Annotated in this window: 23 protein-coding genes and 1 riboswitch; of the genes, 18 read left to right on the forward strand and 5 right to left on the reverse strand. The window is 71.1% G+C overall.

Annotated elements, in window-relative coordinates; translation table 11 throughout:
* Positions 1–190: 190 nt before the first annotated feature.
* From ctaE to JK363_RS09885, 6 genes are all read left to right on the forward strand, one after another.
* Positions 191–811, forward strand: a complete 621-nt coding sequence (ctaE, locus tag JK363_RS09860; RefSeq protein WP_201873979.1) for an aa3-type cytochrome oxidase subunit III — start codon at positions 191–193, stop codon at positions 809–811.
* Between the two features lie 69 nt (positions 812–880).
* Positions 881–1,690 carry a cytochrome bc1 complex diheme cytochrome c subunit gene (gene qcrC, locus JK363_RS09865; RefSeq protein ID WP_201873981.1) on the forward strand — a complete coding sequence of 270 codons (810 nt, stop codon included), beginning with the start codon at positions 881–883 and terminating at the stop codon, positions 1,688–1,690.
* Positions 1,687–2,745 (forward strand): cytochrome bc1 complex Rieske iron-sulfur subunit, encoded by a 1,059-nt coding sequence (gene qcrA / locus JK363_RS09870; RefSeq protein WP_201873982.1) that lies wholly within the window; start codon positions 1,687–1,689, stop codon positions 2,743–2,745. The genes qcrC and qcrA overlap by 4 nt, the downstream gene beginning before the upstream one ends.
* Positions 2,742–4,379, forward strand: a complete 1,638-nt coding sequence (gene qcrB, locus JK363_RS09875) for a cytochrome bc1 complex cytochrome b subunit (protein ID WP_201873983.1) — start codon at positions 2,742–2,744, stop codon at positions 4,377–4,379. The genes qcrA and qcrB overlap by 4 nt, the downstream gene beginning before the upstream one ends.
* Before the next feature lie 239 nt (positions 4,380–4,618).
* Positions 4,619–5,692 carry an anthranilate phosphoribosyltransferase gene (gene trpD, locus JK363_RS09880; RefSeq protein WP_201873984.1) on the forward strand — a complete coding sequence of 358 codons (1,074 nt, stop codon included), beginning with the start codon at positions 4,619–4,621 and terminating at the stop codon, positions 5,690–5,692.
* A gap of 80 nt (positions 5,693–5,772) precedes the next feature.
* Positions 5,773–5,890: riboswitch (SAM riboswitch) on the forward strand.
* Between the two features lie 199 nt (positions 5,891–6,089).
* Positions 6,090–7,472 (forward strand): aminotransferase class V-fold PLP-dependent enzyme, encoded by a 1,383-nt coding sequence (locus JK363_RS09885; protein ID WP_201873986.1) that lies wholly within the window; start codon positions 6,090–6,092, stop codon positions 7,470–7,472.
* A 202-nt stretch (positions 7,473–7,674) separates the two neighbouring features.
* Here the strand turns inward: JK363_RS09885 and JK363_RS09890 are convergent, their stop codons facing one another.
* A complete protein-coding gene (locus tag JK363_RS09890) occupies positions 7,675–7,956 on the reverse strand; it encodes an Lrp/AsnC family transcriptional regulator (protein WP_201873988.1) in 282 nt (93 codons plus the stop codon).
* Positions 7,953–8,675 (reverse strand): rhomboid family intramembrane serine protease, encoded by a 723-nt coding sequence (locus tag JK363_RS09895; RefSeq protein WP_201873989.1) that lies wholly within the window; start codon positions 8,673–8,675, stop codon positions 7,953–7,955. The genes JK363_RS09890 and JK363_RS09895 overlap by 4 nt, the downstream gene beginning before the upstream one ends.
* A gap of 187 nt (positions 8,676–8,862) precedes the next feature.
* On the opposite strand from JK363_RS09895, the gene JK363_RS09900 reads away from it, so the two are divergent.
* From JK363_RS09900 to JK363_RS09925, 6 genes are all read left to right on the forward strand, one after another.
* Positions 8,863–9,108, forward strand: a complete 246-nt coding sequence (locus JK363_RS09900) for a hypothetical protein (RefSeq protein ID WP_201873990.1) — start codon at positions 8,863–8,865, stop codon at positions 9,106–9,108.
* A 17-nt stretch (positions 9,109–9,125) separates the two neighbouring features.
* Positions 9,126–10,487: an NYN domain-containing protein gene (locus JK363_RS09905; RefSeq protein ID WP_307821668.1), complete on the forward strand. Its 1,362-nt coding sequence runs from the start codon at positions 9,126–9,128 to the stop codon at positions 10,485–10,487.
* Between the two features lie 270 nt (positions 10,488–10,757).
* A complete protein-coding gene (locus JK363_RS09910; RefSeq protein WP_201873995.1) occupies positions 10,758–11,783 on the forward strand; it encodes a C40 family peptidase in 1,026 nt (341 codons plus the stop codon).
* Positions 11,784–12,073: 290 nt separating this feature from the next.
* Complete coding sequence (locus JK363_RS09915) at positions 12,074–13,132, forward strand: C40 family peptidase (protein WP_201873996.1); 1,059 nt, start codon at positions 12,074–12,076, stop codon at positions 13,130–13,132.
* A gap of 32 nt (positions 13,133–13,164) precedes the next feature.
* Positions 13,165–14,442: a ParB N-terminal domain-containing protein gene (locus tag JK363_RS09920; RefSeq protein ID WP_372444734.1), complete on the forward strand. Its 1,278-nt coding sequence runs from the start codon at positions 13,165–13,167 to the stop codon at positions 14,440–14,442.
* A 123-nt stretch (positions 14,443–14,565) separates the two neighbouring features.
* Positions 14,566–15,708, forward strand: coding sequence for a glycosyltransferase family 4 protein (locus JK363_RS09925; RefSeq protein WP_201873997.1), 1,143 nt, complete (start codon positions 14,566–14,568; stop codon positions 15,706–15,708).
* Between the two features lie 97 nt (positions 15,709–15,805).
* Here the strand turns inward: JK363_RS09925 and JK363_RS09930 are convergent, their stop codons facing one another.
* Positions 15,806–17,602, reverse strand: a complete 1,797-nt coding sequence (locus JK363_RS09930) for an AMP-dependent synthetase/ligase (RefSeq protein ID WP_201873998.1) — start codon at positions 17,600–17,602, stop codon at positions 15,806–15,808.
* A 256-nt stretch (positions 17,603–17,858) separates the two neighbouring features.
* On the opposite strand from JK363_RS09930, the gene JK363_RS09935 reads away from it, so the two are divergent.
* The 6 genes from JK363_RS09935 to JK363_RS09960 all read left to right on the forward strand — a co-directional run bounded on the left by JK363_RS09935 (position 17,859) and on the right by JK363_RS09960 (position 23,001).
* Positions 17,859–18,623 carry a metallophosphoesterase family protein gene (locus JK363_RS09935; RefSeq protein ID WP_201873999.1) on the forward strand — a complete coding sequence of 255 codons (765 nt, stop codon included), beginning with the start codon at positions 17,859–17,861 and terminating at the stop codon, positions 18,621–18,623.
* Between the two features lie 66 nt (positions 18,624–18,689).
* Complete coding sequence (locus JK363_RS09940; protein WP_201874000.1) at positions 18,690–19,130, forward strand: SRPBCC family protein; 441 nt, start codon at positions 18,690–18,692, stop codon at positions 19,128–19,130.
* Positions 19,131–19,322: 192 nt separating this feature from the next.
* A complete protein-coding gene (locus tag JK363_RS09945) occupies positions 19,323–20,627 on the forward strand; it encodes an ArsA family ATPase (RefSeq protein WP_201874001.1) in 1,305 nt (434 codons plus the stop codon).
* Between the two features lie 110 nt (positions 20,628–20,737).
* Entirely contained in the window at positions 20,738–21,211 is a 474-nt protein-coding gene (locus tag JK363_RS09950; protein WP_201874003.1) for a DUF5304 domain-containing protein, read from the forward strand.
* Positions 21,212–21,267: 56 nt separating this feature from the next.
* Entirely contained in the window at positions 21,268–22,209 is a 942-nt protein-coding gene (locus JK363_RS09955; RefSeq protein WP_201874010.1) for an ROK family glucokinase, read from the forward strand.
* Between the two features lie 15 nt (positions 22,210–22,224).
* On the forward strand, positions 22,225–23,001 hold the full coding sequence (locus tag JK363_RS09960; protein ID WP_201874013.1) for an endonuclease/exonuclease/phosphatase family protein: 777 nt from the start codon (positions 22,225–22,227) through the stop codon (positions 22,999–23,001).
* Positions 23,002–23,013: 12 nt separating this feature from the next.
* On the opposite strand, the gene JK363_RS09965 is transcribed toward JK363_RS09960, so the two are convergent.
* The gene (locus tag JK363_RS09965) at positions 23,014–23,685 is read right to left on the reverse strand and encodes a hypothetical protein (protein WP_201874014.1); all 672 of its coding nucleotides are present in this window, start codon (positions 23,683–23,685) and stop codon (positions 23,014–23,016) included.
* The gene (locus JK363_RS09970) at positions 23,678–24,481 is read right to left on the reverse strand and encodes an alpha/beta hydrolase (RefSeq protein ID WP_201874016.1); all 804 of its coding nucleotides are present in this window, start codon (positions 24,479–24,481) and stop codon (positions 23,678–23,680) included. The genes JK363_RS09965 and JK363_RS09970 overlap by 8 nt, the downstream gene beginning before the upstream one ends.
* Positions 24,482–24,568: the final 87 nt, after the last annotated feature.

The raw sequence follows: 24,568 nt of genomic DNA on the forward strand, positions 1-24,568 counted from the left end.
CGGATGAACTAAGTGATCCGCTGGGCTCCTGTGGCGGATGCTACTCCGGTACAGCCGCCCGGAGGAGGGGGCGTACAGATCTCTACCCCCTTCGAGGGACTGCCCGGAAGGGCGCCGACGAGCAGGGCCGATGGCGTTGACACTCCGAACGGCACCCCCGGGAGTGAGGGCCGGATAAGCGACCGACATAATGTCGGTCGTGGCGACAGCAACAGCAGTAGATACCGGGCACGCGCACCCGTCGGTCAACCGGCCGAACCTCACCAGCGTCGGAACCATCATCTGGCTGAGTTCCGAGCTGATGTTCTTCGCGGCCCTCTTCGCGATGTACTTCACCCTGCGATCGGTGACCGGAGCCGAGCACTGGAAGGAAATGGCGTCCGCGCTGAACTTCCCGTTCTCGGCGACGAACACCACGATCCTGGTGCTCTCCTCCCTCACCTGCCAGCTCGGCGTCTTCGCCGCCGAGCGCGGCGACGTGAAGAAGCTGCGCACCTGGTTCGTGATCACCTTCGTCATGGGCGCTATCTTCATCGGCGGTCAGATCTTCGAATACACCGAGCTGGTCAAGCACGAGGGGCTCTCGCTCTCGTCCGACCCGTACGGCTCGGTGTTCTACCTGACCACCGGCTTCCACGGAATGCATGTGACGGGCGGCCTCATCGCCTTCCTGCTGGTCCTCGGAAGGACGTACGCGGCCAAGAGGTTCACCCACCAGCAGGCGACGGCGGCCATCGTCGTGTCCTACTACTGGCACTTCGTCGATGTCGTCTGGATCGGCCTCTTCGCCACGATCTACATGATCAAGTAAGCCGGTCACCGCACCGGAACCACGTCCTTTAAAGCATCGACGCAGAAGATCCTGACACCGGGGTAATCCGTGAAAAAGCTCTCCGCACGACGACGCCATCCGCTGGCTGCGCTCGTCGTCCTACTCTTCGCGCTGGCGGTCACTGGGGGGGCATACGCCGCGTTCTCGCCGAGCGAGGCGAAGGCTGATGACAGCTCCGCCCAGTCCCTCGCCATCGAGGAGGGCAAGAAGCTCTATGCCGTCGGCTGCGCCAGCTGCCACGGCACGGGCGGTCAGGGGTCCTCCGACGGCCCGAGCCTGGTCGGCGTCGGGTCCGCCGCCGTCGACTTCCAGGTCGGCACCGGCCGGATGCCCGCCCAGCAGCCGGGCGCCCAGATGCCGAAGAAGAAGAAGGTGTACACGGACGCCGAGACCGAGCAGCTCGCCGCGTACATCGCCTCGCTCGGCGCCGGTCCGGTGACGCCCACCAAGAGCCAGTACAACATCGACGGCGCGGACGTCGCGAGGGGCGGAGAGCTCTTCCGTACCAACTGCGCGCAGTGCCACAACTTCGCCGGCAAGGGCGGTGCCCTGACCAACGGCAAGTACGCGCCCGCGCTCGATGGTGTGAGTCCCAAGCACATCTACGAGGCCATGCAGACCGGCCCGCAGGCCATGCCGAACTTCCCCGACACCACGATGCCGGAGAAGGAGAAGCAGGACATCATCGCGTACCTCGACACGGTCAACAGCGACAAGACCAAGACCCCTGGTGGCCTTGAGCTCGGCGGGCTCGGCCCGGTCAGCGAGGGCCTGTTCGCGTGGATCTTCGGCATGGGCGCCCTGATCGTCCTCACCATCTGGGTCGCCGCCCGGACCGCAAAGGCCAAGAAGTCATGAGTAGCCACGAGATTCCAGAAGCAGACGAGCAGCTGCCCGAGAAGCGGGAGACCGCCGAGGGCGCGGTGGAGGTCTCCGAGGACCCCTTCGCCGATCCGGGCATGCCGCCGCATGAGCACCGCAAGCAGGACATCGACGAGCGGGCCGCCAGGCGCTCCGAGCGCACCGTCGCCCTGCTCTTCACGTCCTCGATGCTGGCCACGATCGCCTTCATCGCCGCGTATGTGGCGATCCCGGTGGACAAGTACATCTATGTCTTCCCGATCGGCCACATCAGCGCGCTCAACTTCACGCTCGGCCTGACGCTCGGGGTCGCCCTCTTCGGTATCGGCGCGGGCGCGGTCCACTGGGCCCGCACCCTGATGTCCGATGTGGAGATCGCCGACGAGCGCCACCCGATCGAGGCCAGCCCCGAGGTCAAGGCCAAGGTCATGGCGGACTTCCGGGCCGGTGCCGCCGAGTCCGGGTTCGGCCGCCGCAAGCTGGCGCGCAACACCCTCTTCGGCGCCCTGGCGCTGGTGCCGCTCTCCGGCCTGGTGCTGCTGGGTGGCCTCGGCCCGATGCCCGGCACCAAGCTGCGGCACACCAAGTGGGCCAAGGGCAAGCTGCTGATGAACCAGAACACCATGCAGCCGCTGCGCCCCGAGGACATCGTCGTCGGCTCGCTGACCTTCGCCATGCCCGAGGGCATGGAGGAGGACCAGCACGACTTCCAGACCGAGATCGCCAAGGCTGCCCTGATGCTGGTCCGGCTCCAGCCGGAGGACATCAAGGACAAGCATGAGCTGGACTGGTCGCACGACGGCATCGTCGCGTTCTCGAAGATCTGCACGCACGTGGGCTGCCCGATCAACCTGTACGAGCAGCAGACCCACCACGTCCTGTGCCCCTGCCACCAGTCGACCTTCGACCTCGCCGACGGTGGCCGAGTGATCTTCGGTCCCGCCGGGCATGCGCTGCCGCAGCTGCACATCACGGTGAATGACGAGGGGTACCTCGAAGCCATGGGCGACTTCCCGGAGCCCGTCGGTCCTGCTTTCTGGGAGCGCGGATGAGTACTGCACAGGCCAACGACGCGCAGCGGCGCGGTAAAGCGTCCGCGGGCGAGCGCGTTGCCGACTGGGCCGACGGCCGGCTGGGCATCTACAGCATGGCCAAGGCCAATATGCGCAAGATCTTCCCGGACCACTGGTCCTTCATGCTGGGTGAGGTCGCGCTCTACAGCTTCATCATCATCATCCTCACGGGTGTGTATCTGACGCTGTTCTTCCACCCCAGCATGGGCGAGGTCGTCTACCACGGCCCGTACGAGCCCATGCAGGGCGTGCGGATGTCGGAGGCGTTCGCCTCCACGCTGGACATCAGCTTCGAGGTGCGCGGCGGTCTGCTGATCCGGCAGATCCACCACTGGGCCGCGCTGATCTTCCTCGCCGCGATGTTCGTGCACATGATGCGGGTGTTCTTCACCGGTGCGTTCCGCAAGCCGCGTGAGATCAACTGGCTGTTCGGCTTCCTGCTGTTCTTCCTCGGCATGCTGACCGGCTTCACCGGCTACTCGCTCCCCGACGACCTGCTCTCCGGTACCGGTCTGCGGTTCATCGAGGGTGTGTTCCTGTCGGTCCCGGTCATCGGCACCTACATCACGATGTTCGTGTACGGCGGCGAGTTCCCCGGCACGGATCTGATCGCCCGGCTCTACCCGGTCCACGTCCTGCTGCTGCCGGGCATCATGCTCGGTCTGCTGGTGGCGCACCTGATCCTGGTCTTCTACCACAAGCACACGCAGTACCCCGGGGCCGGAAAGACCAACAAGAACGTGGTCGGCATGCCCCTGCTGCCGGTCTACATGGCCAAGGCGGGCGGCTTCTTCTTCCTCGTCTTCGCCGTGATCGCGGTCCTCTCCGCGGTCGCCACGATCAACCCGATCTGGACCATCGGTCCCTACCGGCCGGACCAGGTGTCCACCGGTGCGCAGCCCGACTGGTACATGGGCTTCGCCGAGGGTCTGGTCCGTGTGATGCCGGGCTGGGAGATCAACATCTGGGGCCACACGCTCGTCCTGGGTGTGTTCATCCCGATCGTGCTGTTCCCCGTGGTGCTGCTGGCGATGGGCGTCTACCCGTTCATCGAGTCGTGGATCACCGGTGACAAGCGCGAGCACCACATCCTGGACCGCCCGCGCAACGCCCCGACCCGTACCGCCTTCGGTGTGGCGTGGCTGACCGCGTACTTCGTGATGCTGATCGGTGGTGGAAACGACCTCTGGGCGACCCACTTCCATCTGTCGATCAACGCGATCACGTGGTTCGTCCGGATCGGCTTCTTCGCCGGACCGGTGGTGGCCTTCATCGCCACCCGGCGGATCTGTCTCGGCCTCCAGCGCCGCGACCGCGACAAGGTGCTGCACGGCCGGGAGACCGGCATCATCAAGCGGCTGCCGCACGGTGAGTTCGTCGAGGTCCATGAGCCGCTCTCGCAGGAGCAGCTGCACACGCTGACCCAGCACGAGCAGCCGAAGCCGTTCGAGGTCGGCCCGGCGGTCGACGAGAACGGGGTCGCGCGGAAGATAAAGCGCAAGGACAAGCTCCGCTCGAAGCTCTCCAAGAGCTACTACGGCGAGCAGGCGATGATCCCGAAGCCGACCCGCGAGGAGTACCAGGAAATCACCAGTGGCCACGGCCACCACTGATCCTTCGGTACACCGCTGACGCCACCCACAGACCAGGGCCCCGGCCCGGACCACTACGGTCCGGCCGGGGCCCTGGCCGTTCGGCCGAGCGCGGTGGCCAGGAGTGTCCGCCGGATCAGGCCCACCGGGCGCCCGGCATCCGCGGCCACGGCGCCGCTAGGCTAACGGCGGGGCCGACCGCAGACACCCGTGCGGATTCCCCTTTCCCCTGCCCACCCCCACGGATCCAGGAGCGGACCATGGACGTTGTGACCCCAGCCGGAGGCGACAGCACCGCGACGGCCCGCACCTGGCCGGATGTGCTCACCTCACTGCTCGACGGCCAGGACCTCAGCGCCGATGACACCGCCTGGGCCATGGACCGGATCATGCGCGGTGAGGCCACCGACGCGCAGATCGCCGGATTCATCGTGGCGCTGCGGGCCAAGGGCGAGACCGTGGCCGAGGTGTCCGGGCTCGTCCGGACGATGTACGAGCACGCCGCGGTGATCGAGGTCCCCGGGGACACCGTCGACATCGTCGGCACCGGCGGCGACCGTGCCAGGACGGTCAATATCTCGACGATGTCGGCGCTGGTGGTGGCCGGTACCGGAGCGCGGGTGGTCAAGCACGGCAACCGTGCCTCGTCCTCCGCCAGCGGAGCCTCCGACGTCCTGGAGAAGCTGGGCGTCAATCTCGACCTGACCCCGCGGCGGGTGGTCGAGGTGGCCGAGGAGGCGGGGATCACCTTCTGCTTCGCGGTGAAGTTCCACCCGTCGCTGCGCCATGTCGCCGCTGCCCGCCGGGAGTTGGGCATCGGCACCACGTTCAACATCCTCGGCCCGCTCACCAACCCGGCCCGGGTGCGCACCCAGGCGACCGGTGTGGCGGACGCCCGGATGGCGCCCATCGTCGCCGGTGTGCTGGCCGAGCGCGGCTCGTCCGCGCTGGTCGTCCGGGGCGACGACGGCCTCGACGAGCTGACCGTGACCGCGACGTCCCAGGTGTGGGTGGTGCGGAACGGCACCGTACGCCAGGAGACCTTCGACCCGCGTGACCTCGGTATCGACCTCGTCCCGGTGGAGTCCCTGCGTGGCGCCGACGCCTCGTACAACGCGGATGTGGCACGCCGGCTGCTGGCGGGGGAGACCGGCCCGGTCCGGGACGCGGTGCTGCTCAACTCGGCCGCCGCGCTGGCCGCGCTGGACCCCGAGCCGGGCACCAAGACGCTCACCGAGCAGATCGGGGAGGGGCTGACGCGCGCCGCGGAGTCCATTGACTCGGGGGCGGCGCGCAACGCCCTGGAGCGATGGGTACGCGCCAGCAACGCGTAAGGCCCTGCCGTCCCACCGCCCTTGCCCGGATGCCGGACAGGGGCGGTGCGCCGTTTCTCCGTATGGCATACTCCTGACCAGGTCACGAGCGACAGCGACTACGGCCCCGGCCCGCTGTCCGGCAACCCTCCGTCCGTGGCGGGGTGCCCCGGGTGATGACCGGGCCGCAGGCAGCGAGGTCTGCGGCAAGCGCGGACCCCTCGCACTAGGGGTCCTGGTGGTCGAGGGAGTTCTTCCGTGACGCAGCGAATGCTTTAGGGCCGGACGGCCCGTATCCCACAGCCTCCGCGCGGTGCCCTGTTCCGTGCGTTGAGCGATTTTCCACGCCCGCACCGGCGGTGAACCGCCGGGTCCGCGTGTGACGCATTCACGCCTTCACCCTCCGGGAGAATTCGCCATGTCCGTGCGCCCTGCCGCCTCCGTTGCCCCCGCTGCCGCCGATGTCTGTGAGCCGCTGTCCGTGCTGGGCGCCGATGTCCGGGTGCCCCTGGTCACCGGTGGCGAGGTGACCTACGCCGCGCTCGACTACGCCGCCAGCGCCCCCGCCCTCCAGCGGGTCTGGGACGACATCGCCGCCTACGCCCCGTACTACGGCAGCGTCCACCGCGGTGCCGGGTACCTCTCGCAGCTGTCCACCGATCTGTTCGAGAACAGCCGCGCGGACGTCGCCGCCTTCCTCGGCTGCCGCGAGGACGACCAGGTCGTCTTCACCCGTTCCACCACCGATTCGCTCAACCTGCTGGCCGCCGTGCTGCCGTCCGGTACCGAGGTTTTCGTCTTCGAGACCGAGCACCACGCCTCGCTGCTGCCCTGGGAGCAGCGCGAGGACGTCCGAGTGCGCTACCTCAGCGCGCCGCGCTCCCCGCGGCAGGCCGTCGAGACGCTGGAGCGGGCGCTCGCGGAGCGGACCGGGGGCCCGGCGCTGGTGTGCGTGACCGGTGCGTCCAATGTGACCGGTGAGCTCTGGCCGGTGCGGGAGCTGGCCGCCGCGGCCCACGCCCACGGCGCCCGTATCGTCCTCGACGCCGCCCAACTCGCCCCCCACCACCCGGTGGACATCGCGGCGGAGGACGTCGACTGGGTCGCCTTCTCCGGGCACAAGCTGTACGCGCCCTTCGGCGCCGGAGTGCTGGCCGGACGTGCCGACTGGCTCCGCGAGGCGCGCCCGTACCTGGCGGGCGGCGGCGCCAGCCGCAAGGTCGCCCGGCGGGAAGACGGCGGGGTGGACGTCGAGTGGCACACCACCGCCGCCCGGCACGAGGCGGGTTCGCCGAACGTCATCGGCGTCTACGCCATCGCCTCCGCCTGCAAGGCGCTGACCGAGGCCGGGTTCGACGGTCTGGTCGCCCGTGAGCGGCAGTTGATCGCCGCGGTCCGGGAGGGCCTGGCGGAGGTGCCGGAGGTGCGGGTGCTCTCGCTGTTCGGCGAGGACGCCCCGCGGGTGGGGGTGCTGTCGTTCGTGGTGGACGGCTGGAACAGCTCGCACTTCGCTGCCGCGCTCTCCGCGGAGTACGGCATCGGCGTCCGTGACGGCCTCTTCTGCGCCCACCCGCTGGTCCGCACACTGCTGGGCAGCGAGCCGGAGGAGCCGGGCGAATGCGGCGCCCCCGAGGCCGCGCCGGGCGAGCGCTCCCTGAACGCGATCCGCGTCAGCTTCGGCGCGGGCACCCCGGACGAGCACGTGGACCGCTTCGTCCGCGCGGTGAAGGAACTGGTCCGCGACGGCGCCCAGTGGACCTACCGCACCGAAGACGGCCGCTGCGTCCCCGCCCGCGACTGACCCCACCGGGCGGTGCCCCGCCCCGCTCCCCCGCCCCCGCGGCGAGCGGTAACGCGACGGGCGTCTGCCCGCGGCGCTGGGCGGACGTCGGTGAGCCACCGCCGTGGCCTGGTCCGGCGCCGCCGGTGGCCGGGCGGGTCGCCCGTCGCTCCGCGGGCGATGGGGCGTCAGGCATGCGAGGCGACTGCCCCGGGTGGGTGGGTCAGCCGTCGAGGCCGATGGCGAAGGCCGCTTCCAGGTCGTGCTGGGAATACGTGCGGAAGGCGATGTGCGTCTCCGTGGAAGCCACCCCGGGGACCTTGCTGATCTTGCCCGGGATGATGTCCGCGAGGTCGTCGTGCTCGGCCACCCGCACCATCGCGATCAGGTCGTGCGCGCCGGTGACCGAGTAGACCTCGCTCACACCCTCCAGCGCGGCGATCTTCTCGGCGATCTCCGGGATCCGGTCCACGCTGGTCTTGATGAGCACGATCGAAGTGATCATGGCTGGCTTTCTCCCTCGCTGGACCTGGCTGCGCCGCCCACTCTAGCCGTCCGCCCGAAGCGGGCCCATGCGTAGAGGAAGCCGAGGGTGAAGCCCACCAGATGGGCCAGATAGGCCACCCCTGGGTGGTCGTCGGCCTCGCGGGCGGCGAGCCACTGGAGGGCGACCCAGAAGACCAGGACCACCCAGGCGGGGAAGCGCAGCGGCAGGAAGAACAGGAACGGGAAGAGGCTGGTCACCCGGGCCCGGGGGAAGAGCCAGAGAAACGCGCCGAGGACCCCGGAGATCGCTCCGGAGGCGCCGACCAGGGTCTGCCCGGAGTCGGCGTGGGCCGCGGCGTAGCCCAGGAGCGCCAGATAGCCGGTGGCGAGGTAGAAGAGGGCGAATTGCACTCGTCCCATGCGCTCCTCGGTCATCGCACCGAAGACGTAGAGAAACAGCATGTTTCCGAGCAGGTGCAGCCAGTTGCCGTGGACGAAGAGCGCGGTGAGCGGGGTCAGCGGCTGACCGGGCCCGCCGCTCCACAGGGCGCTGGGGACCACCCCCCAGCGCTCGAAGTAGGCGGACTGGGCCTGGAGCAGCTCCCCGCCCGTGCCGTACTCGGGGTTGAGGCCGGAGGCCGGGCCGAGGACGAAGATCAGACAGCAGCTGACGATGAAGGTGTACGTCATCAGGGGGCGGCCGGACGTCTCACCGGAACCCTCAGACGTATCGATCATGGCCAGATCATCGCGTACCGGGCACAACCTGCCCAGAGTGCCTCGCCGCGCGGTGCCGAGGGGCGGTATGGGCACGGCACGGGCCAGGGCTCAGGCCGTAGGGTTACAGGACGCCCCTGAGCCCCAGATCTGAGCCCCCGAGATCTGACCCCCGAGAGACGTGCCGAGAAGCGAGGACACAAGACCGATGGCCGTTCCCACGCCGACAGCCGAGACCCGCTGGCGTTGCACGCTGTGTGGCAACCTCACCCGATTTGATGTGACCCGCTCGACGAAGGCCGTGGAGTATGTCCATCTCGACCTGGCCGGGGAGCCGAAGGTCGAGGAGCGCGAGGTGGTCAGTGAGACCATTGAGTCAGTGCGCTGTCGCTGGTGCAACGCGGTCGACCAGATCGAGCTGGTGGACCGGCCGAGTGCGGGTGCGAGCGCCTGAGAACGGAGCGATGACAGGTGGTGGAGCGGACGGGCGGCCCCGGGGCGGCCGGTGACGCCGAGGGCGTCACCGAGGCGCTCGACCGCCCCCTGCCGGAAGGGGTGCGGCGGCGTGTCGTGGGGCTCGTCGCGGACGCCTTCGGTGGCCTGACGGTCACCGAATTGCCTCCCCAGCTCCGGCAGTACGCCCGTTTCACCCCGACCCGCCGCGCGAAGTTCGCGGGGAACGCGATGGCCGCCGCGGTGGAGAGCGACCCGGTCTTCCGGCAGCGGATCGCGGCACGGCTGCGCGAGACCCAGCCGGAGCTGTCGGAGGCCATCGAGGGCGGTTCGCCGCCCGCCGCGGCCGATCCGGTGGATGTCGCCGCGGTGGCGTACGTCCTGCGTCCGACCGGCTGGGTGAAGCTGGTCGACGCGGCCGGTGAGGAGGCGCAGCGGGCCTCGGCCGAGCGGGCCGGGGAGGAGGCCGAGCGGGAGCTCCAGCGGCTGCGCGAGGAGCTGGCGGAGGCCAGGGCCGCGGCGCGCAACGAGGCGGAGCGGGTGCGCGGGGAGCTGGAGGCGGCGCGCAAGGAGGGCGACGCGCTCCAGCGCAAGCTGCGCAGCGCGCAGAGCGATGTGAAGCGCGGTGCCGCGGCGCTGCGCAAGGCCGAGGCCGAGCTGGAGGCTGTACGGTCCGAGGCGGCGGCACGGCAGGCGACCGCGGACGGTGAGGCGCGGCGGCTGCGGGCCCGGCTCGCGGAGACCGAGTCGGCGCTGGAGGCGAGCCGCCGGGCGGTGCGCGAGGGCCGCAGCGTGGAGGACATGCGGGTGCGGCTGCTGCTGGACACGGTGCTGGAGGCGGCGCAGGGCCTGCGGCGCGAACTGGCGCTGCCGCCCGCTTCGATGCGCCCCGCCGAGACGGTGGACGCGGTGGAACCGGGCCGGATGACCCCGAAGGACATAGCGACCAGGGCGCTGTCCGAAACCGATCCGGCCCTGCTGGACCAGCTGCTCGCGCTGCCGCAGGCGCATTTGGTGGTGGATGGCTACAACGTCACCAAAACCGGCTATCCGACCATGCCGTTGGAGAAGCAGCGGCTGCGGCTGCTGGGCGGTCTCGCGGTGCTGGCGGCCCAGACCGGCGCGGAGATGACCTGTGTCTTCGACGGGGCGGAGCTGGCCGCTCCGGTGCTGCTGGCGCCACCGCGCGGGGTGCGGGTGCTGTTCAGCAAGCCGGGGGTGACGGCGGACGAGTTGATCCGGCAGCTGGTGCGGGCCGAACCGCCGGGGCGGCCGGTGGTCGTGGTGTCGACCGACCGCGAAGTGGCGGACGGGGTGGCACGCGCCGGTGCGCGTCCGGTGGCATCGGCTCTGTTGCTGAAGCGACTTACCCGGACCTGAGCGACGTCAGATTATCAGCGCAGCGTCAATTGGCCGCTACTGCCCGTGTGATGTTTGTAAAAGATGTGCTCGGAGGGGCATTTTTTTGCCGTTGGGATTTGAACGGATCACGGCAGGGTCACTATCGTCACCTCGAACCTCCGCGCGGTTGATCATCCATCGGGGATGACAGCGGGGGTACCGCCGAGTCCGCAAGCGCTTTTTGCGGAGCCGGGGTCTCGACCCCCCACCCACCCGGTAGGCGGCTGGAGGAAGAAGGAGCTCGCCTTCGTGGCGTCCCACCGTCGACCCAAGCAGCCGAGCCGCACTCGGGTGACCGTCCTCACCGCGACCGCCGCCGCGGCCGTCGCCCTCACCTCCCAGGCCGCCCAGGCTGCTCCCAAGCAGGACAAGAAGGACGTCAAGGAGCAGGTCGACAAGCTCTACGAAGAGGCGGAGCAGGCCACCGAGAAGTACAACGGGGCCAAGGAGAAGCAGAAGAAGCTGGAGAAGCAGGTCGGCGACCTCCAGGACAAGGTGGCACGCGGCCAGGAGGAGCTGAACAAGCTGCGCGACGGCCTCGGTTCGATGGCCACCGCCCAGTACCGCTCCGGCGGTATCGACCCCTCGGTGCAGCTGCTGCTCTCCTCCGACCCGGACACCTACCTCGACAAGGCGTCCACGCTCAGCCAGTTGAGCGGTAAGCAGGCCGAGGCGCTGCGCAAGATCGGTGACAAGCAGCGCTCCCTCAAGCAGCAGCGCGAGCAGGCGTCCACCAAGCTGACGGACCTGGCGGACACCCGTAAGGCGCTGGGCGAGAAGAAGTCGGAGATCCAGGGCAAGCTCTCCAAGGCCCAGAAGCTCCTCAACACCATCTCCGCCAAGGAGCGCGCCGCCCTCGCCGCCAAGGAGCGGGAGCGCGCCAACCGCTCCAGCGAGCGTGTGAACCTGGGCGATGACGTGCCCGACTCGCAGCGCGCCGCCGCCGCGCTGGCCGCCGCCAAGACCAAGATCGGCTCCCCGTATGTGTGGGGCGCGACCGGTCCCTCCTCCTTCGACTGCTCCGGGCTCACCGGCTGGGCGTACCAGCAGGCCGGGGTGCAGCTGCCGCGTATCTCCCAGGACCAGGCCAACGCCGGTACCCGGATCGGCCGCGGTGAGCTCAAGCCCGGCGACCTGGTGCTCTTCTACGGCGATCTGCACCACATAGGTCTGTACGCGGGCAACGGGCAGGTGCTGCACGCCCCCAAGCCCGGCGCCAACGTCCGCTTCGAGGCGATGGACAACATGCCGTTCCAGTTCGGCGTGCGGATATGAGCCACTGAGCGGCTCTCCGCTCGGACACACCCTCCGGAACCAGGCGTCGAAACATCGGGAAAGCCGTCCGATCGGGCGAATCCCCACAACTTCCCCTGGCCCCCGCCCCGTCGGTGACCTGCGTCTCCGGCGGGGCGTCCGCGTCTGCGCACCCTTGCACCCCTTTCCGGGTTTTGACCCCGCGTAGCCACCCGGCTACTGTCTGCCCGCAGTTCGTTCCGGCAGGACGGAACCCACACTGCGGAACCCGACACAGCGGGGCCCCACACCGTGGAAGGAGTGCGGCTTTCATGGCGTCATGTCACCGCGTCCCGAAGCCCGGCCTCGGCCGGGTTACCGTCTGGACCGCCGCCGCGGCGGCCGCCGCGGCCACCGCCGCCGCGCTGGGGGCCGGTTCCGCCGGAGCCGAACCGCACGACCCCGCCGACGGCCATCCCGCCGCCCGGCTGCTGAGCGACCGGACCGAGCGCCTCTACGCGGAGGCGGAGCGGGCCACCGAGCGCTACAACGCGGCCGAGGCCCGCACCGATACGCTGCGCCGCCAGGTGGACCGGATCCAGGACCGCGTCGCCCGCGGTCAGGAGCGGGTCAACCGGATGCGGGTGGCTCTCGGGGCGTTCGCGGGCGGGCAGTACCGCAGCGGCGGCGTCGACCCGGGCCTCGCGCTGATCCTCTCCGAGGAGCCCGCCGCCTACCTCGACAAGGCCACCACCCTCGAGCGCATCGGCCACCGCCAGAGCGCCCAGCTGCGGGTCCTCCAGGAGGCCCAGCGCACCCTGCGCCAGCAGCGCGCCGCGGCCGCGGCGAAACTGGTGCGCCTGGAACACAGCAGAAAGGCCGTGGCCCGCCACAAGCGGGATGTACGGCGCAAGTTGGCCATCGTCCGGCGGATGGTCAATGAACTGCCCCCGGACGAGCGCGCGGCGTACGAACGGGTCTCGCGCGACGGGCGCGCCGCCTACGGCGTCCCCGGTGCCCTCGCCGGATCGCTTCCGCCGTCCTCCCCACGGGCCGCGGCGGCGTTCGGCGCGGCCCGTGCCGCCCTCGGACTGCCGTACGCCTGGGGCCAGGCCGGGCCCACCGCCTTCGACTGCTCGGGGCTGACCCAGTGGGCCTACGCCCACGCCGGAGTGGCCATCCCGCGCACCTCCCAGGCCCAGTCCGGGGCCGGACAGCAGGTGCCGCTGTCCCAGGCCCGCCCCGGTGATCTGGTCGTCTACCGCGCCGACGCCAGCCATGTGGCGATGTACGCGGGCAACGGCCAGGTGATCCACGCCCCCCACCCCGGGGCGCGGGTCCGCTACGACCCCGTCGGCATGATGCCGATCTCTTCCGTCACACGCGTCTGAACCCGGCCGCGCGGGCTCGTACGATCTATGGCGTGGCGGGTCGGTGGAGGTCGGGTGGATGGCGGGCGCTGCTGTGCCTGCCGCTGGTGTGGGTACTGCCGGTGGCGGCGCTGACCGGATGCGGTCCGGTGACCGGCTCCGACGACCCCCTGGGTCGGGACGCCCGGTCCGTGCAGCACATGCTCGACCGGCGGGCCGAGGCGGTCCGTCAGCGGGACGCTGCCGCCTTCCTGGCCACCGTGGACCGCGGTTCCCGGCGCTACCGGGACGAGCAGCGCCGGGTGTTCCGGCGGATGGCCGCCGTACCGCTGCGCTCCTGGAGCTACCGGCTGGTGCGCACCGGCGGCTTCCAACCCGCGCTGGGCAGCGGCCGCCGCCTGGCCGCACAGGTCGAACTCCGCTACCGGCTGGAGGGATACGACACCGCGCCGGTGATCTCCGCCCAGCACCTGACGCTGGCGCAGCGCGGCGGCAGTTGGTACGTCGCCTCCGACGACGGTGTGGTCGACGGCAAGCACTCCGGGGAGCAGCTGTGGGACGACGGCCGGGTGGAGGTGGTGCGCGGTGCGCACAGCCTCGTGCTCGGCGTCGGCCACAAGCGGCGGCTGCTGCGCGAAGTGGCCGACGCCGCGGACCGCGCGGTGCCCGCGCTCAGCAGGGTGTGGCCCGGTGTCTGGGCCGGGCGGGTCGTGGTCGAGGTCCCCGCCGATCTGGACCGGATGGCCGCGTTGCTGGGCGCCTCCCCGAACGGCTACCGCGGAATCGCGGCCGTCACCACGGGGGAGGTCGGCGGGAACGCCGGCAGCCCCTCGGCCGCCGACCGCGTGATCGTCAACCCCGAGGCGTACCAGGTCCTCGGCGACTTCGGCCACCAGGTCGTGATCACCCATGAGACGGCCCATGTGGCCACCCGCTCCGCCACCACCGCCGCCACCCCGCTGTGGCTCTCGGAGGGGTTCGCCGACTGGGTCGGCTATCGCACCCCCGGCCGCACCCCGAGCCAAGTCGCCCCGGAGCTGGCCGACTCCGTGGCCTCCGGCCATCTGCCGCGCGCCCTTCCGCGTGACGACGACTTCCGCTTCGGCAGCGATCCGGACCGGCTTTCCCGGGCATACGAGCAGGGCTGGCTGGCCTGCCGGCTCATCGCCGACCGGTGGGGCGCGCGGAAGCTGGTGGAGTTCTACCGCGCGGTCGGCGAGGCGCCCCGGCGCTCCGGGGCGGTGGAGTCGGCGCTGCGCCGGGTGCTGGACGTGAATCCGGAGGAGTTCACGGACGCATGGCGCAGGTACATGGCGGTGGAGCTGGAGTAGACGGGGCGGGAGCGGCACGAGGATGGCGCGGCGCCGGGGAGCGGCAGCCCTCGACGGCGGCCGGCGCCGCTGCCCCGCCCCGGGCCCGCGAGCCGTCGCCACAACCCGGTACTGTCGGCGGCGATGGACAAGACCCTGCTCGTGACCAACGACTTTCCGCCCCGCCCCGGCGGCATCCAGGCGTTCCTGCACAACATCGCGCTGTGCCTGGACCCGGAGCGGATCGTCGTCTACGCCTCCACCTGGAAGCGCGGCCAGGAGGGCGTCGAGGCCACTGCCCGCTTCGACGCCGAGCAGCCGTACCGCGTGGTCCGTGACCGTACGACGATGCTGCTGCCCACTCCGCGGGTCACCCGCCGCGCCACCGCGCTGCTGCGGGAACACGGCTGCACCTCGGTGTGGTTCGGCGCCGCCGCGCCGCTGGGTCTGATGGCCCCGGCGCTGCGCAAGGCCGGGGCGCGGCGGCTGGTGGGAACGACCCACGGACATGAGGCAGCCTGGGCGCAGCTGCCCGCCTCCCGCACCCTGCTGCGGCGGATCGGCGAGGGCACCGACACCCTGACCTACCTCGGCGAGTACACCCGCTCCCGGATCGCCGCGGCGGTCGGCCCCGAGCCCGCGTCCCGGATGGTCCAGCTGCCGCCCGGGGTGGACGAGAAGATCTTCCACCCGGGGTCGGGCGGGGACGAGATCCGAGCCCGGCTGGGCCTGGCCGACCGGCCCGTGGTGGTGTGTGTCTCCCGGCTGGTACCGCGCAAGGGGCAGGACACGCTGATCGAGGCGATGCCGTCGATCCTGCGGCGGGTGCCGGACGCGGTGCTGCTCATCGTGGGCGGCGGCCCGTACGAGAAGGATCTGCGCCGGCTGGCGGAGACCACCGGGGCGGCGGACTCGGTGCGCTTCACCGGCGCCGTGCCCTGGGAGGAACTGCCCGCCCACTACGGCGCGGGCGATGTGTTTGCCATGCCCTGCCGCACCCGCCGCGGCGGGCTGGACGTGGAAGGGCTCGGCATCGTCTACCTGGAGGCGTCCGCGACCGGACTCCCGGTGGTCGCCGGGGACTCCGGCGGCGCGCCGGACGCGGTGCTGGACGGGGAGACCGGCTGGGTGGTCCCCGGCGGCTCCGCCCAGGCGTGCGCGGAGCGGATCGTGGTCCTGCTGGAGGACCCGGAGCTGCGGCGCCGTATGGGGGAGCGGGGCCGGGAGTGGGTCGAGGAGCGCTGGCGCTGGGATCTGCTGGCCGAGCGGCTGACGTCACTGCTGTGAGGCGCTGAGCCCACCGGGCCGGTGGTCTGCTCCGAACTGTTCTCACGGCCGCCCCGCGGCCCGCGGACGGCCGTGAGAACACAGCGCACGTGGGGCCTCAGCCCTGGTAGATCGCCTCGATCTCGGACGCGAAGTCCTTCGCCACCACGTTCCGCTTCAGCTTCAGCGACGGGGTGACATGTCCGGAGTCCTCGGTGAACTGGGTCGGCAGGATACGGAACTTGCGTACCGACTCCGCCTTGGACACCGCCGCGTTCCCGTCGTCCACCGCGGCCTGGACCTCGGCCAGCAGATCCGCGTCGTCCCGCAGTTCGGCCACGGTGACACCCTCCGGCTTGCCGTGTTCGGCGGCCCACCGGGGCAGGAACTCCTCGTCCACGGTGACCAGCGCGCCGACGAACGGACGCCCGTCGCCGACCACCATGCACTCGGCGACCAGGGCATGGGCGCGGATCCGGTCCTCGATCACCGCCGGGGCGACGTTCTTGCCGCCCGCGGTGATGATGATCTCCTTCTTGCGGCCGGTGATGGTGAGATAGCCGTCCTCGTCGAGGGTGCCGACGTCGCCGGTGTGGAACCAGCCGTCGGACAGCGCCTCGGCGGTCGCGGCCTCGTTGTTCCAGTACTCGGTGAACAGGTGGTCGCCGTGGAGCAGCACCTCGCCGTCGTCCGCGATCCGCACCACCGAGCCCGGCATCGGCTGGCCCACCGAGCCGATCTTCTGCCGGTCCCAGGGGTTGAAGGTGGTCGCGGCACAGGTCTCGGTGAGGCCGTAGCCCTCCAGCACGGTGAAGCCGATGCCCCGGTAGAAGTGGCCCAGCCGCGCGCCCAGCGGGGCACCGCCGGAGATCGCGTGGGTGGCCCGGCCGCCGAGGACGGCCCGCAGTTTGCTGTAGACGAGCCGGTCGAAGACCTTGTGCGTGAACTTCAGCCGGAGGGACGGCCCGGAGGGGGTGTCCAGCGCCGTGCTGTAGGCGATGGCGGTCTCGGCCGCCTTGTCGAAGATCTTGCCCTTGCCCTCGGCCTGCGCCTTGGCCCGCGCCGAGTTGAAGACCTTCTCGAAGACCCGCGGCACACCCAGCACCAAGGTGGGCTGGAATCCGGCGAGTTCATCGGTGAGCGTCTTGATGTCCGGGACATGGCCCAGCTTGATCGGGGCCAGCACCGCCGCGATCTCCACCAGCCGCCCCAGGACATGGGCCTCGGGGAGGAACAGCAGCACCGAGGACTCACCGGTGTTGAAGATCGGCTTCATCCGGGCCACCGCGTTGCCGCACTCGGCGAAGAAGCTGCGGTGGGAGAGCACACAGCCCTTGGGGCGGCCGGTGGTGCCCGAGGTGTAGACGATGGTGGCGGGGGAGTCCGCGTTGGCGACCGAGGAGCGCTCGTCGACCACCTCGTCGGATACGTCCGCGCCCAGCTTGCGCAGCGCCTCGATGGCGTCGCCCTCGATCCGCCAGACGTTCTCCAGCGCGGGCAGCGAGTCCCGGACGGACTCCACGGCCGCCTCGTGCGCCCCGGTCTCGACCAGCGCGGCGACCGCGCCCGAGTCGCTCAGGATCCACTGGATCTGCTCCGGTGAACTCGTCTCGTACACCGGCACGGTGACGCCGCCCGCGCTCCAGATGGCGAAGTCCAGCAGCGTCCACTCGTAGCGGGTGCGCGACATCAGCCCCACCCGGTCGCCCGGCTGCACTCCGGCCGCGATCAGACCCTTGGCGGCGGCGCGCACCTCGGCCAGGAATGCGGTCGCGGTGACGTCCTCCCACCGGCCGTTGACCTTGCGGCCGACCACAGCGACATCCGGGTGCTGGGCGGCATTGCGTCGGATGAGGTCCGTCAGATTTCCGTCGGCCGGAACCTCGTACAGGGCCGGAAGGCTGAACTCGCGCAAGACTGCTGCTCCTCGTGGGGCGCCGGACCCGCTACAGGGCATGGGGGGTGTGGTTGGACGGCCCGGACGTTACCCATCGGTACTGGCTCCGGGATAGGGGTTTCTGCCCAGATGTTTTATGCGTCACACACCGCCTTCATCCTGTCCGCAGACTAGTCGACCGGACCGACGACTGGTAAGTAACCGCAGGTAGACGCGGGGCTGCGGCGACAGAACACCTTACGGCCCGGTGGCCGCAGGTCTTAGGGTGACACGCATGCGAGTCCACGTGGTGAGCGACGTGCACGGCAACAGCGAGGACCTGGGGAAGGCCGGTGACGGAGCGGACGCCCTGATCTGCCTCGGTGACCTCGTCCTCTTCCTCGACTACGCGGATCACTCCCGCGGGATCTTCCCCGATCTGTTCGGCGTCGAGAACGCCGACCGCATTGTCGAACTGCGCACCGCCCGCCGCTTCGAGGAGGCACGGGAGTTCGGCAACCGGCTGTGGGAGGGCCTCGACCGCCGCGCCGCGATCGAGTCCGCCGTCCGCCGCCAGTACGCCGAGCTGTTCGCCGCGTTCCCCACCCCGACGTACGCCACCTACGGCAATGTCGACATACCGTCTCTGTGGTCGGAGTACGCCCGCCCCGGGCTCACCGTCCTCGACGGTGAGCGCGTGCGGATCGGCGGACTGGTCTTCGGCTTTGTCGGCGGTGGTCTGCGCAGTCCGATGCGCACGCCGTACGAGATCGACGACGAGACCTACGCCGCCAAGATCGTGGCCCTTGGCGACGGGGTGGACGTGCTGTGCACCCATATCCCGCCGGACGTTCCCGAGCTCTGCTACGACACCGTGGCCCGCCGCTTCGAGCGGGGAAGTTCCGCCCTGCTCGAGGCGATTCACGAGGTCCGCCCCAGGTACGCCCTCTTCGGCCATGTCCATCAGCCGCTCGCTCGCCGGATGCGGATCGGCGCCACCGAGTGCGTCAACGTCGGACACTTCGCCTCCTCGGGCACCCCCTGGGCCCTGGAGTGGTGAGCCGCGCGCGGTAGCCTTCACCGGCAGACACCCCATGCGGCGGACCGGTACGGAGGAGCCACGGCGATGGCGGAACACACCAGCTCGAGCATCACGATCGATGCGGCACCGGCCGACGTGATGGAGGTGATCGCCGACTTCGACCGTTACCCCGAGTGGTCCGGAGAGGTGAAGGAGGCCGACATCCTCACCAAGGACGACCGCGGCCGCGCCGAGCAGGTGCGGATGGTGCTCGACGCCGGGGCGATCAAGGACGACTACACCCTCGCCTACACCTGGACCGGTGCCGACGAGGTGAGCTGGTCCCTGGTCAAGTCCCAGATGCTGCGCACCCTCGACGGTTCCTACCGGCTCGCCCCGGTCGACGGCGGCAAGCGCACCGAGGTGACGTACCAGCTGACCGTGGATGTCAAGATCCCCATGCTCGGCATGATCAAGCGCAAGGCCGAGAAGGTCATCATCGACCGCGCCCTGGCGGGCCTGAAGAAGCGCGTCGAGAACGTCTGACACCGGCCGGGGCATCTCGCATGCCCTGAGCCGGTGGCGGCGAGGGCGGGACGCGGCACCGGATGACCGGGCCCGCCCCGGCCGCCGGGGTACGCTCCGGCCGGGGCCGTCCTGGCGGCCACGGTGGTGCGACCCGCGCACCCCGCACCCTCGCCCACGCACCCCGCATCACCCCGCCCGGAGGCTTCTTTCATGCGTACGGTCCTCGTCACCGGTACCGGCGGCGCGGGCCGCACCACCGTGGCCGCCGCGACCGCCCTGGCCGCCGCGCGTGAGGGGCAGCGGGCGCTGCTGCTGACCGCCGACCCGGACGGTACCCCCGAGACCCTGCTCGGCATCGGGGCGCTGCGCCCGGTCCCCGGCCGGGCCGCCGACCGGCTGCCCTGGTCCGTCCCCGTCGAGGTCACCCCGGGGCTGTGGGCGGCCCGGATCGTCACCGACCACTGGTTCCGCGATGAGCTGACCGCGCTCCAGGAGCGCGGCCGCGGCGCCCTGGACATGCTGGGCGCCACCCCGCTGGACGGCGAGGAGCTGACCGCCCTCCCCGGGATGGCATCCTTCGCGCTGCTGCGCGCCCTGCGGATGGCTCAGACCGCCCCGCCCGGCGCCGGGTGGGACGTCCTCGTGGTCGACATGCCGCCCGCCTCGGAGGCCATCGGGGTGCTGGCGCTGCCCGAGCAACTGCGGCGCTATCTGCGGCGGTTGCTGCCCGCCGAGCGCCAGGCGGCCCGCGCGCTGCGCCCGATGCTCGCCCAGCTCGCCGGGGTGCCGATGCCCGCGCAGAAGCTCTACGAGACGGCCGAGCGCTGGGAGCGCGAGCTCGCGGCGGTCCAGGGCGTCATCGAGTCCGAGGCCACGACGGTACGGCTGGTGGTGGACCCCGGTCCGCTCGCCGACCGCGCGCTGCGCACCGCCCGCGCCGGGCTCGCGCTGCACGGCTGCCGGGTGGAGGAGGTCATCGCCAACCGGCTGCTGCCGACCGGCACCGCCGACCCCTGGCTCGCCGCCCTCTCCGGCCAGCAGCAGGCCGCGCTCAAGGAGCTGTACGAGCAGTGGGCACCCGCCGTGCCGGTGCGTGAGCTGCCGCATCTGGGCCGCGATCCGCAGGGCGTCGGTGACCAGCCCGCCACCGGAGACGAGCCCGGCCCCGACTCCGCGGCAGGTCCCCGTCCCGCCGGCCTCGCCGCCCTCGCCGAGGTCATCGGGGCGCCGCGGCCCCGCCCCGACCGTCCCGCCCCCGACCCCTGGACCGTGGAGGACCGGCTCGCCGACGACGGCATCCTGCTGTGGCGGCTGCCGCTGCCCGGCGCCGACCGGGACGCCCTCACCCTGGTCCGCCGCGGCGATGAACTGATCGTCACCGTCGGCCCCTTCCACCGGGTGCTGCCCCTGCCGTCCGCGCTGCGCCGCTGCACCGTCTCCGGCGCCGGACTGCGCGACGGATGGCTCCAGGTCCGCTTCAGCCCCGACCCCGACCTGTGGCCCAAGCGGCTCTGACCCGGCTCCGATCCCGGGGGCTCTGACCGGGCCCCGCCGTTCCGGTAACGTCGGTGGCAAGCCCGGATGAACGCACCGGACAGCCAGCCTCCCCGCCGCAGGAGTTCGCCATGAGCGATGCCACCGAGCGCCCCGCAGACACCCCGGACACCGAGATCCCGGTCTCCGAGATCGACCCCGACGCCTGGGAGCGAGCCTGCGCCGAGGACCTCGCCGCCGAGCGGGCCCGCCGGGCCCGGGAATCGGCGGAGGAGGAGCCCGGCAGCGCCGCCGAGGAGCTGCTCAAGCTGGCCGAGGCGCTGGCCGACCGGTTCACCGGGACCGAGTCTCCGCTCGCCGGGACCCCTGTCCACGGTGCCGTACAACAATTGATCGCACAGGCCAAGGCGGCCGTAGAGCCGGTCATCGAGCGCAATCCGGACGTATTTGACCATCTCGCCAGCGCCGGGACGGAGCTGCTGGCCGCCTATCGCGCCGCTGTTGCGGGCCAGGAGGAGCGCTGGACCAAGGGTACGGAGAGTGGTGGCAAGGGCCGTGATGACGGAGGCGAGAGTTCGAGTAGTGAACACATCGACCTCGATTGAGCGCTTCTCCGGTACCGTTGGCCACGGCGGGGTTCGACCAAATAACTGAGGGACTCATGGGACTCACCATCGGCGTCGACATCGGCGGCACGAAAATCGCGGCTGGCGTGGTCGACGAAGAGGGCTCGATTCTCGAAACGAGCACGGTATCGACCCCACCGACCCCGGAGGGGGTCGTCGACGCCATCGCGGAGGCGGTGCGCAAGGTGAGCACCGGGCATGACGTCGAGGCCGTCGGCATCGGCGCCGCCGGTTACGTGGACGACAAGCGCGCCACGGTGCTCTTCGCGCCCAACATCAACTGGCGCCATGAGGCGCTCAAGGACAAGGTCGAGCAGCGCGTCGGCCTGCCCGTCGTGGTGGAGAACGACGCGAACGCGGCGGCTTGGGGCGAGTACCGCTTCGGCGCCGGCGCCGGTCATGACGACGTCGTGTGCATCACCCTCGGCACCGGTCTGGGCGGCGGCATCATCATCGGCGGCAAGCTGCACCGCGGCCGGTTCGGTATCGCCGCCGAGTTCGGCCACCTCAGGGTCGTCCCGGACGGTCTGCTGTGCGGCTGCGGCAGCCAGGGCTGCTGGGAGCAGTACGCCTCCGGCCGCGCCCTCGTCCGCTACGCCAAGCAGCGCGCCGCCGCCACCCCCGAGAACGCCACGGTGCTGCTCGGCCTCGGCGACGGCACCGCCGAGGGCATCCAGGGCAAGCACATCAGCGACGCCGCCCGCCAGGGCGACCCGGTGGCCATCGACTCCTTCCGCGAGCTGGCCCGCTGGGCCGGGGCCGGTCTCGCCGACCTCGCCTCGCTCTTCGACCCCTCGGCGTTCATCGTCGGCGGCGGGGTCTCCGACGAGGGCGATCTCGTCCTGGAGCCGATCCGCAAGTCCTTCCGCCGCTGGCTCGTCGGCAACCGGTGGCGCCCGCACGCCCAGGTGCTCGCCGCCCAGCTCGGCGGCAAGGCCGGGCTCGTCGGAGCCGCCGACCTGGCCCGCCAGGGCTGACCCCGAGCCGCCGCCGTGGCGCTCGCGGACCTGCCCGGATCCACCACCGGCCCGGACGCGGCGGTGGTGCGTGTGCTCAGCTACAACATCCGCTCGATGCGCGACGACCGCGAGGCGCTGGCCCGGGTGATCCGGGCCTGCGCCCCCGATGTGCTGTGCGTGCAGGAGGCGCCGCGCTTCTTCCGCTGGCGCAAGGCCGCGGCATGGCTCGCCCGGGAGACCGGCCTCGTCTACACCACGGGCGGGGCCACCGCGACCGGACCGATGATCCTCACCTCGCTGCGCGCCCAAGTGGAGCGGACCGAGGACATCCTGCTGCCCCGGGTCCCCGGACTGCACCGGCGCGGCTTCGCGACCGCCGTACTGCGCTTCGGGACCGGCCACCGCGACACCGATGGCATCCGGCTCGGCGTGGTCAGCTGCCATCTGAGCCTGGCCGCCGCCGAACGCTACGACCAGGCCGGGATGCTGCTGGACCGGGTCGCCGCGCTCGATGTCCCGTACGCGGTCGCGGCCGGTGACATCAACGACCGCCCCGACGGCCGGGCCTTCCGCAGGATCGCCGGAGGGCTGCGGGACGGCTGGGCCGCCCGGCCCTGGGGGAGCGAGGCCACCTTCTCGCCGGGCGAGCCCCGACGCCGTATCGACGCGGTCTTCGCCTCCGAGGGTGTGGAGATCATCGGCTGTGGGGTCCCCGTCGGACTGCCCGGCGTCACCGAAGCGGACCTGAGGGCGGCCACGGACCACTTCCCGGTCCTGGCCGCCCTCAGACTTCCCCGCTCTCCCTCCTAGGGCGCCACCGGGTCAGACGACCGCCCCGCGCCCCGGGTCCTCGTCCTCCTCGTCGTCGCTGTCCTTCATCCGCATCACCAGGGTGGCGAAGCCGCCCAGGAAGCCACCGACGCCCAGCGTGGTGATCCACCAGGTCATCTCGACCCGGAACACCACCACACCGATCAGCAGCAGCGGCCCGCCCAGCACACCCAGCCAGGCGAACCGGGAGGTGGTGTCGGACTCGGGCAGCGGAGGCGGCTCGGGCGGCACGAAATGGCCCTCGTCGCTCTCGTCGAAGTCGTCCTCGGACGGCTCCTCGGGCTCCCAGTCGCGCGGGCCGACGCCCGGCGCGTAGACGATGAAGCTGCCGACCGGTTTGTCGCTGTCGCCCGCACCGCCGGTGGCCGGCTTGGTGACATCGTCCGCGTTCTCACCGTCCCAGCCGTCCCGGCCGTCCCGGCCCGCACCGTCGGGGCCGGGATCGGCGGCGTTGTCCGGTGTGCCGTCCTCGCGTGCCGGGTCCGCGGACCCCGGCGCGCCGTCCCGGCCCCACCGCTCGATGAGATCCTCCGCGACGGGCCAGCGCTCCGCCTCCGGCGGGTCCGGCGGCTCCTCCCCGTACGCCGCGACGATCTCGGCGAAGGCGGCGTCGTCGTCGCGCCGCGCATCCGCCTCGTTCTCGTTCGAGTCGCGCTCAGCCACTGGCCGCCGCGCCCTCCCTTCCGCTGTCCGTCGCGGTGCCGTCCCCCGTACCCGCCGTCAGGCGGGTGATGAACGCGACCGTCTCGTCGAAGATGAGCTCGGCGTCGTAGTCCAGGGTCGCCACGTGATAGCTGCGCTCCAGCAGCCGCTCGGTGGTGTCCCGGGAGGACACCTGGCTCAGGATGCGCTCGGAGTCGGCGGGCGACACCACATGGTCCTGAGCGCTGTGCATCACCAGCAGCGGCTGGGTGACCTGCGGCAACTCGGCGTCCACCAGCCGCAGGAAGCGCCGCAGCGAGTACACGGCGTGCAGCGGGGTCCGGTCGTAGCCCAGCTCGTACGAGCCAGGCTTGGCGATGTCGCTGGCGATGCCCTTCACGGACGGCACCAGATGGCGGATCAGCGGCAGCGCCACCGCCATCGGGTCATGGATCTTGTTCGCCGGGTTGACCAGGGCCAGACCGCTGATCGCCGGACCGTGCTGGGCGGCCAGCCGCAGCGCGAGCGCCCCGCCCATCGAAAGACCGCAGACGAAGACCCGCTCACAGCGCTCGGTGAGCGCCCGCAGTTCACGGTCCACCTCGGCGTACCAGTCCTGCCAGCCGGTGACCGCGAGATCCTGCCATCGGGTGCCATGGCCGGGAAGCAGTGGCAGCGAGACGGTGAAGCCCTGCGCCGCGAGATGATCGGCCCAGGGTCGCACCGACTGCGGGGAACCGGTGAAGCCGTGCGAGACAAGGACGCCGATCTGCCCGCCGTCGTGGCGGAACGGCTCGGCTCCGGGAAGGAGCGGCACCACGGATCTCCGTTCGGTGTTCGGTGGTGAGTCGGGCAGGGGTGACGGAACCGGTGTTCGGGGTCCGGCGGCCCGGCGTCTCAGCCT

It is taken from the genome of Streptomyces coffeae (assembly GCF_016741875.1).
Lineage (GTDB): Bacteria > Actinomycetota > Actinomycetes > Streptomycetales > Streptomycetaceae > Streptomyces > Streptomyces coffeae.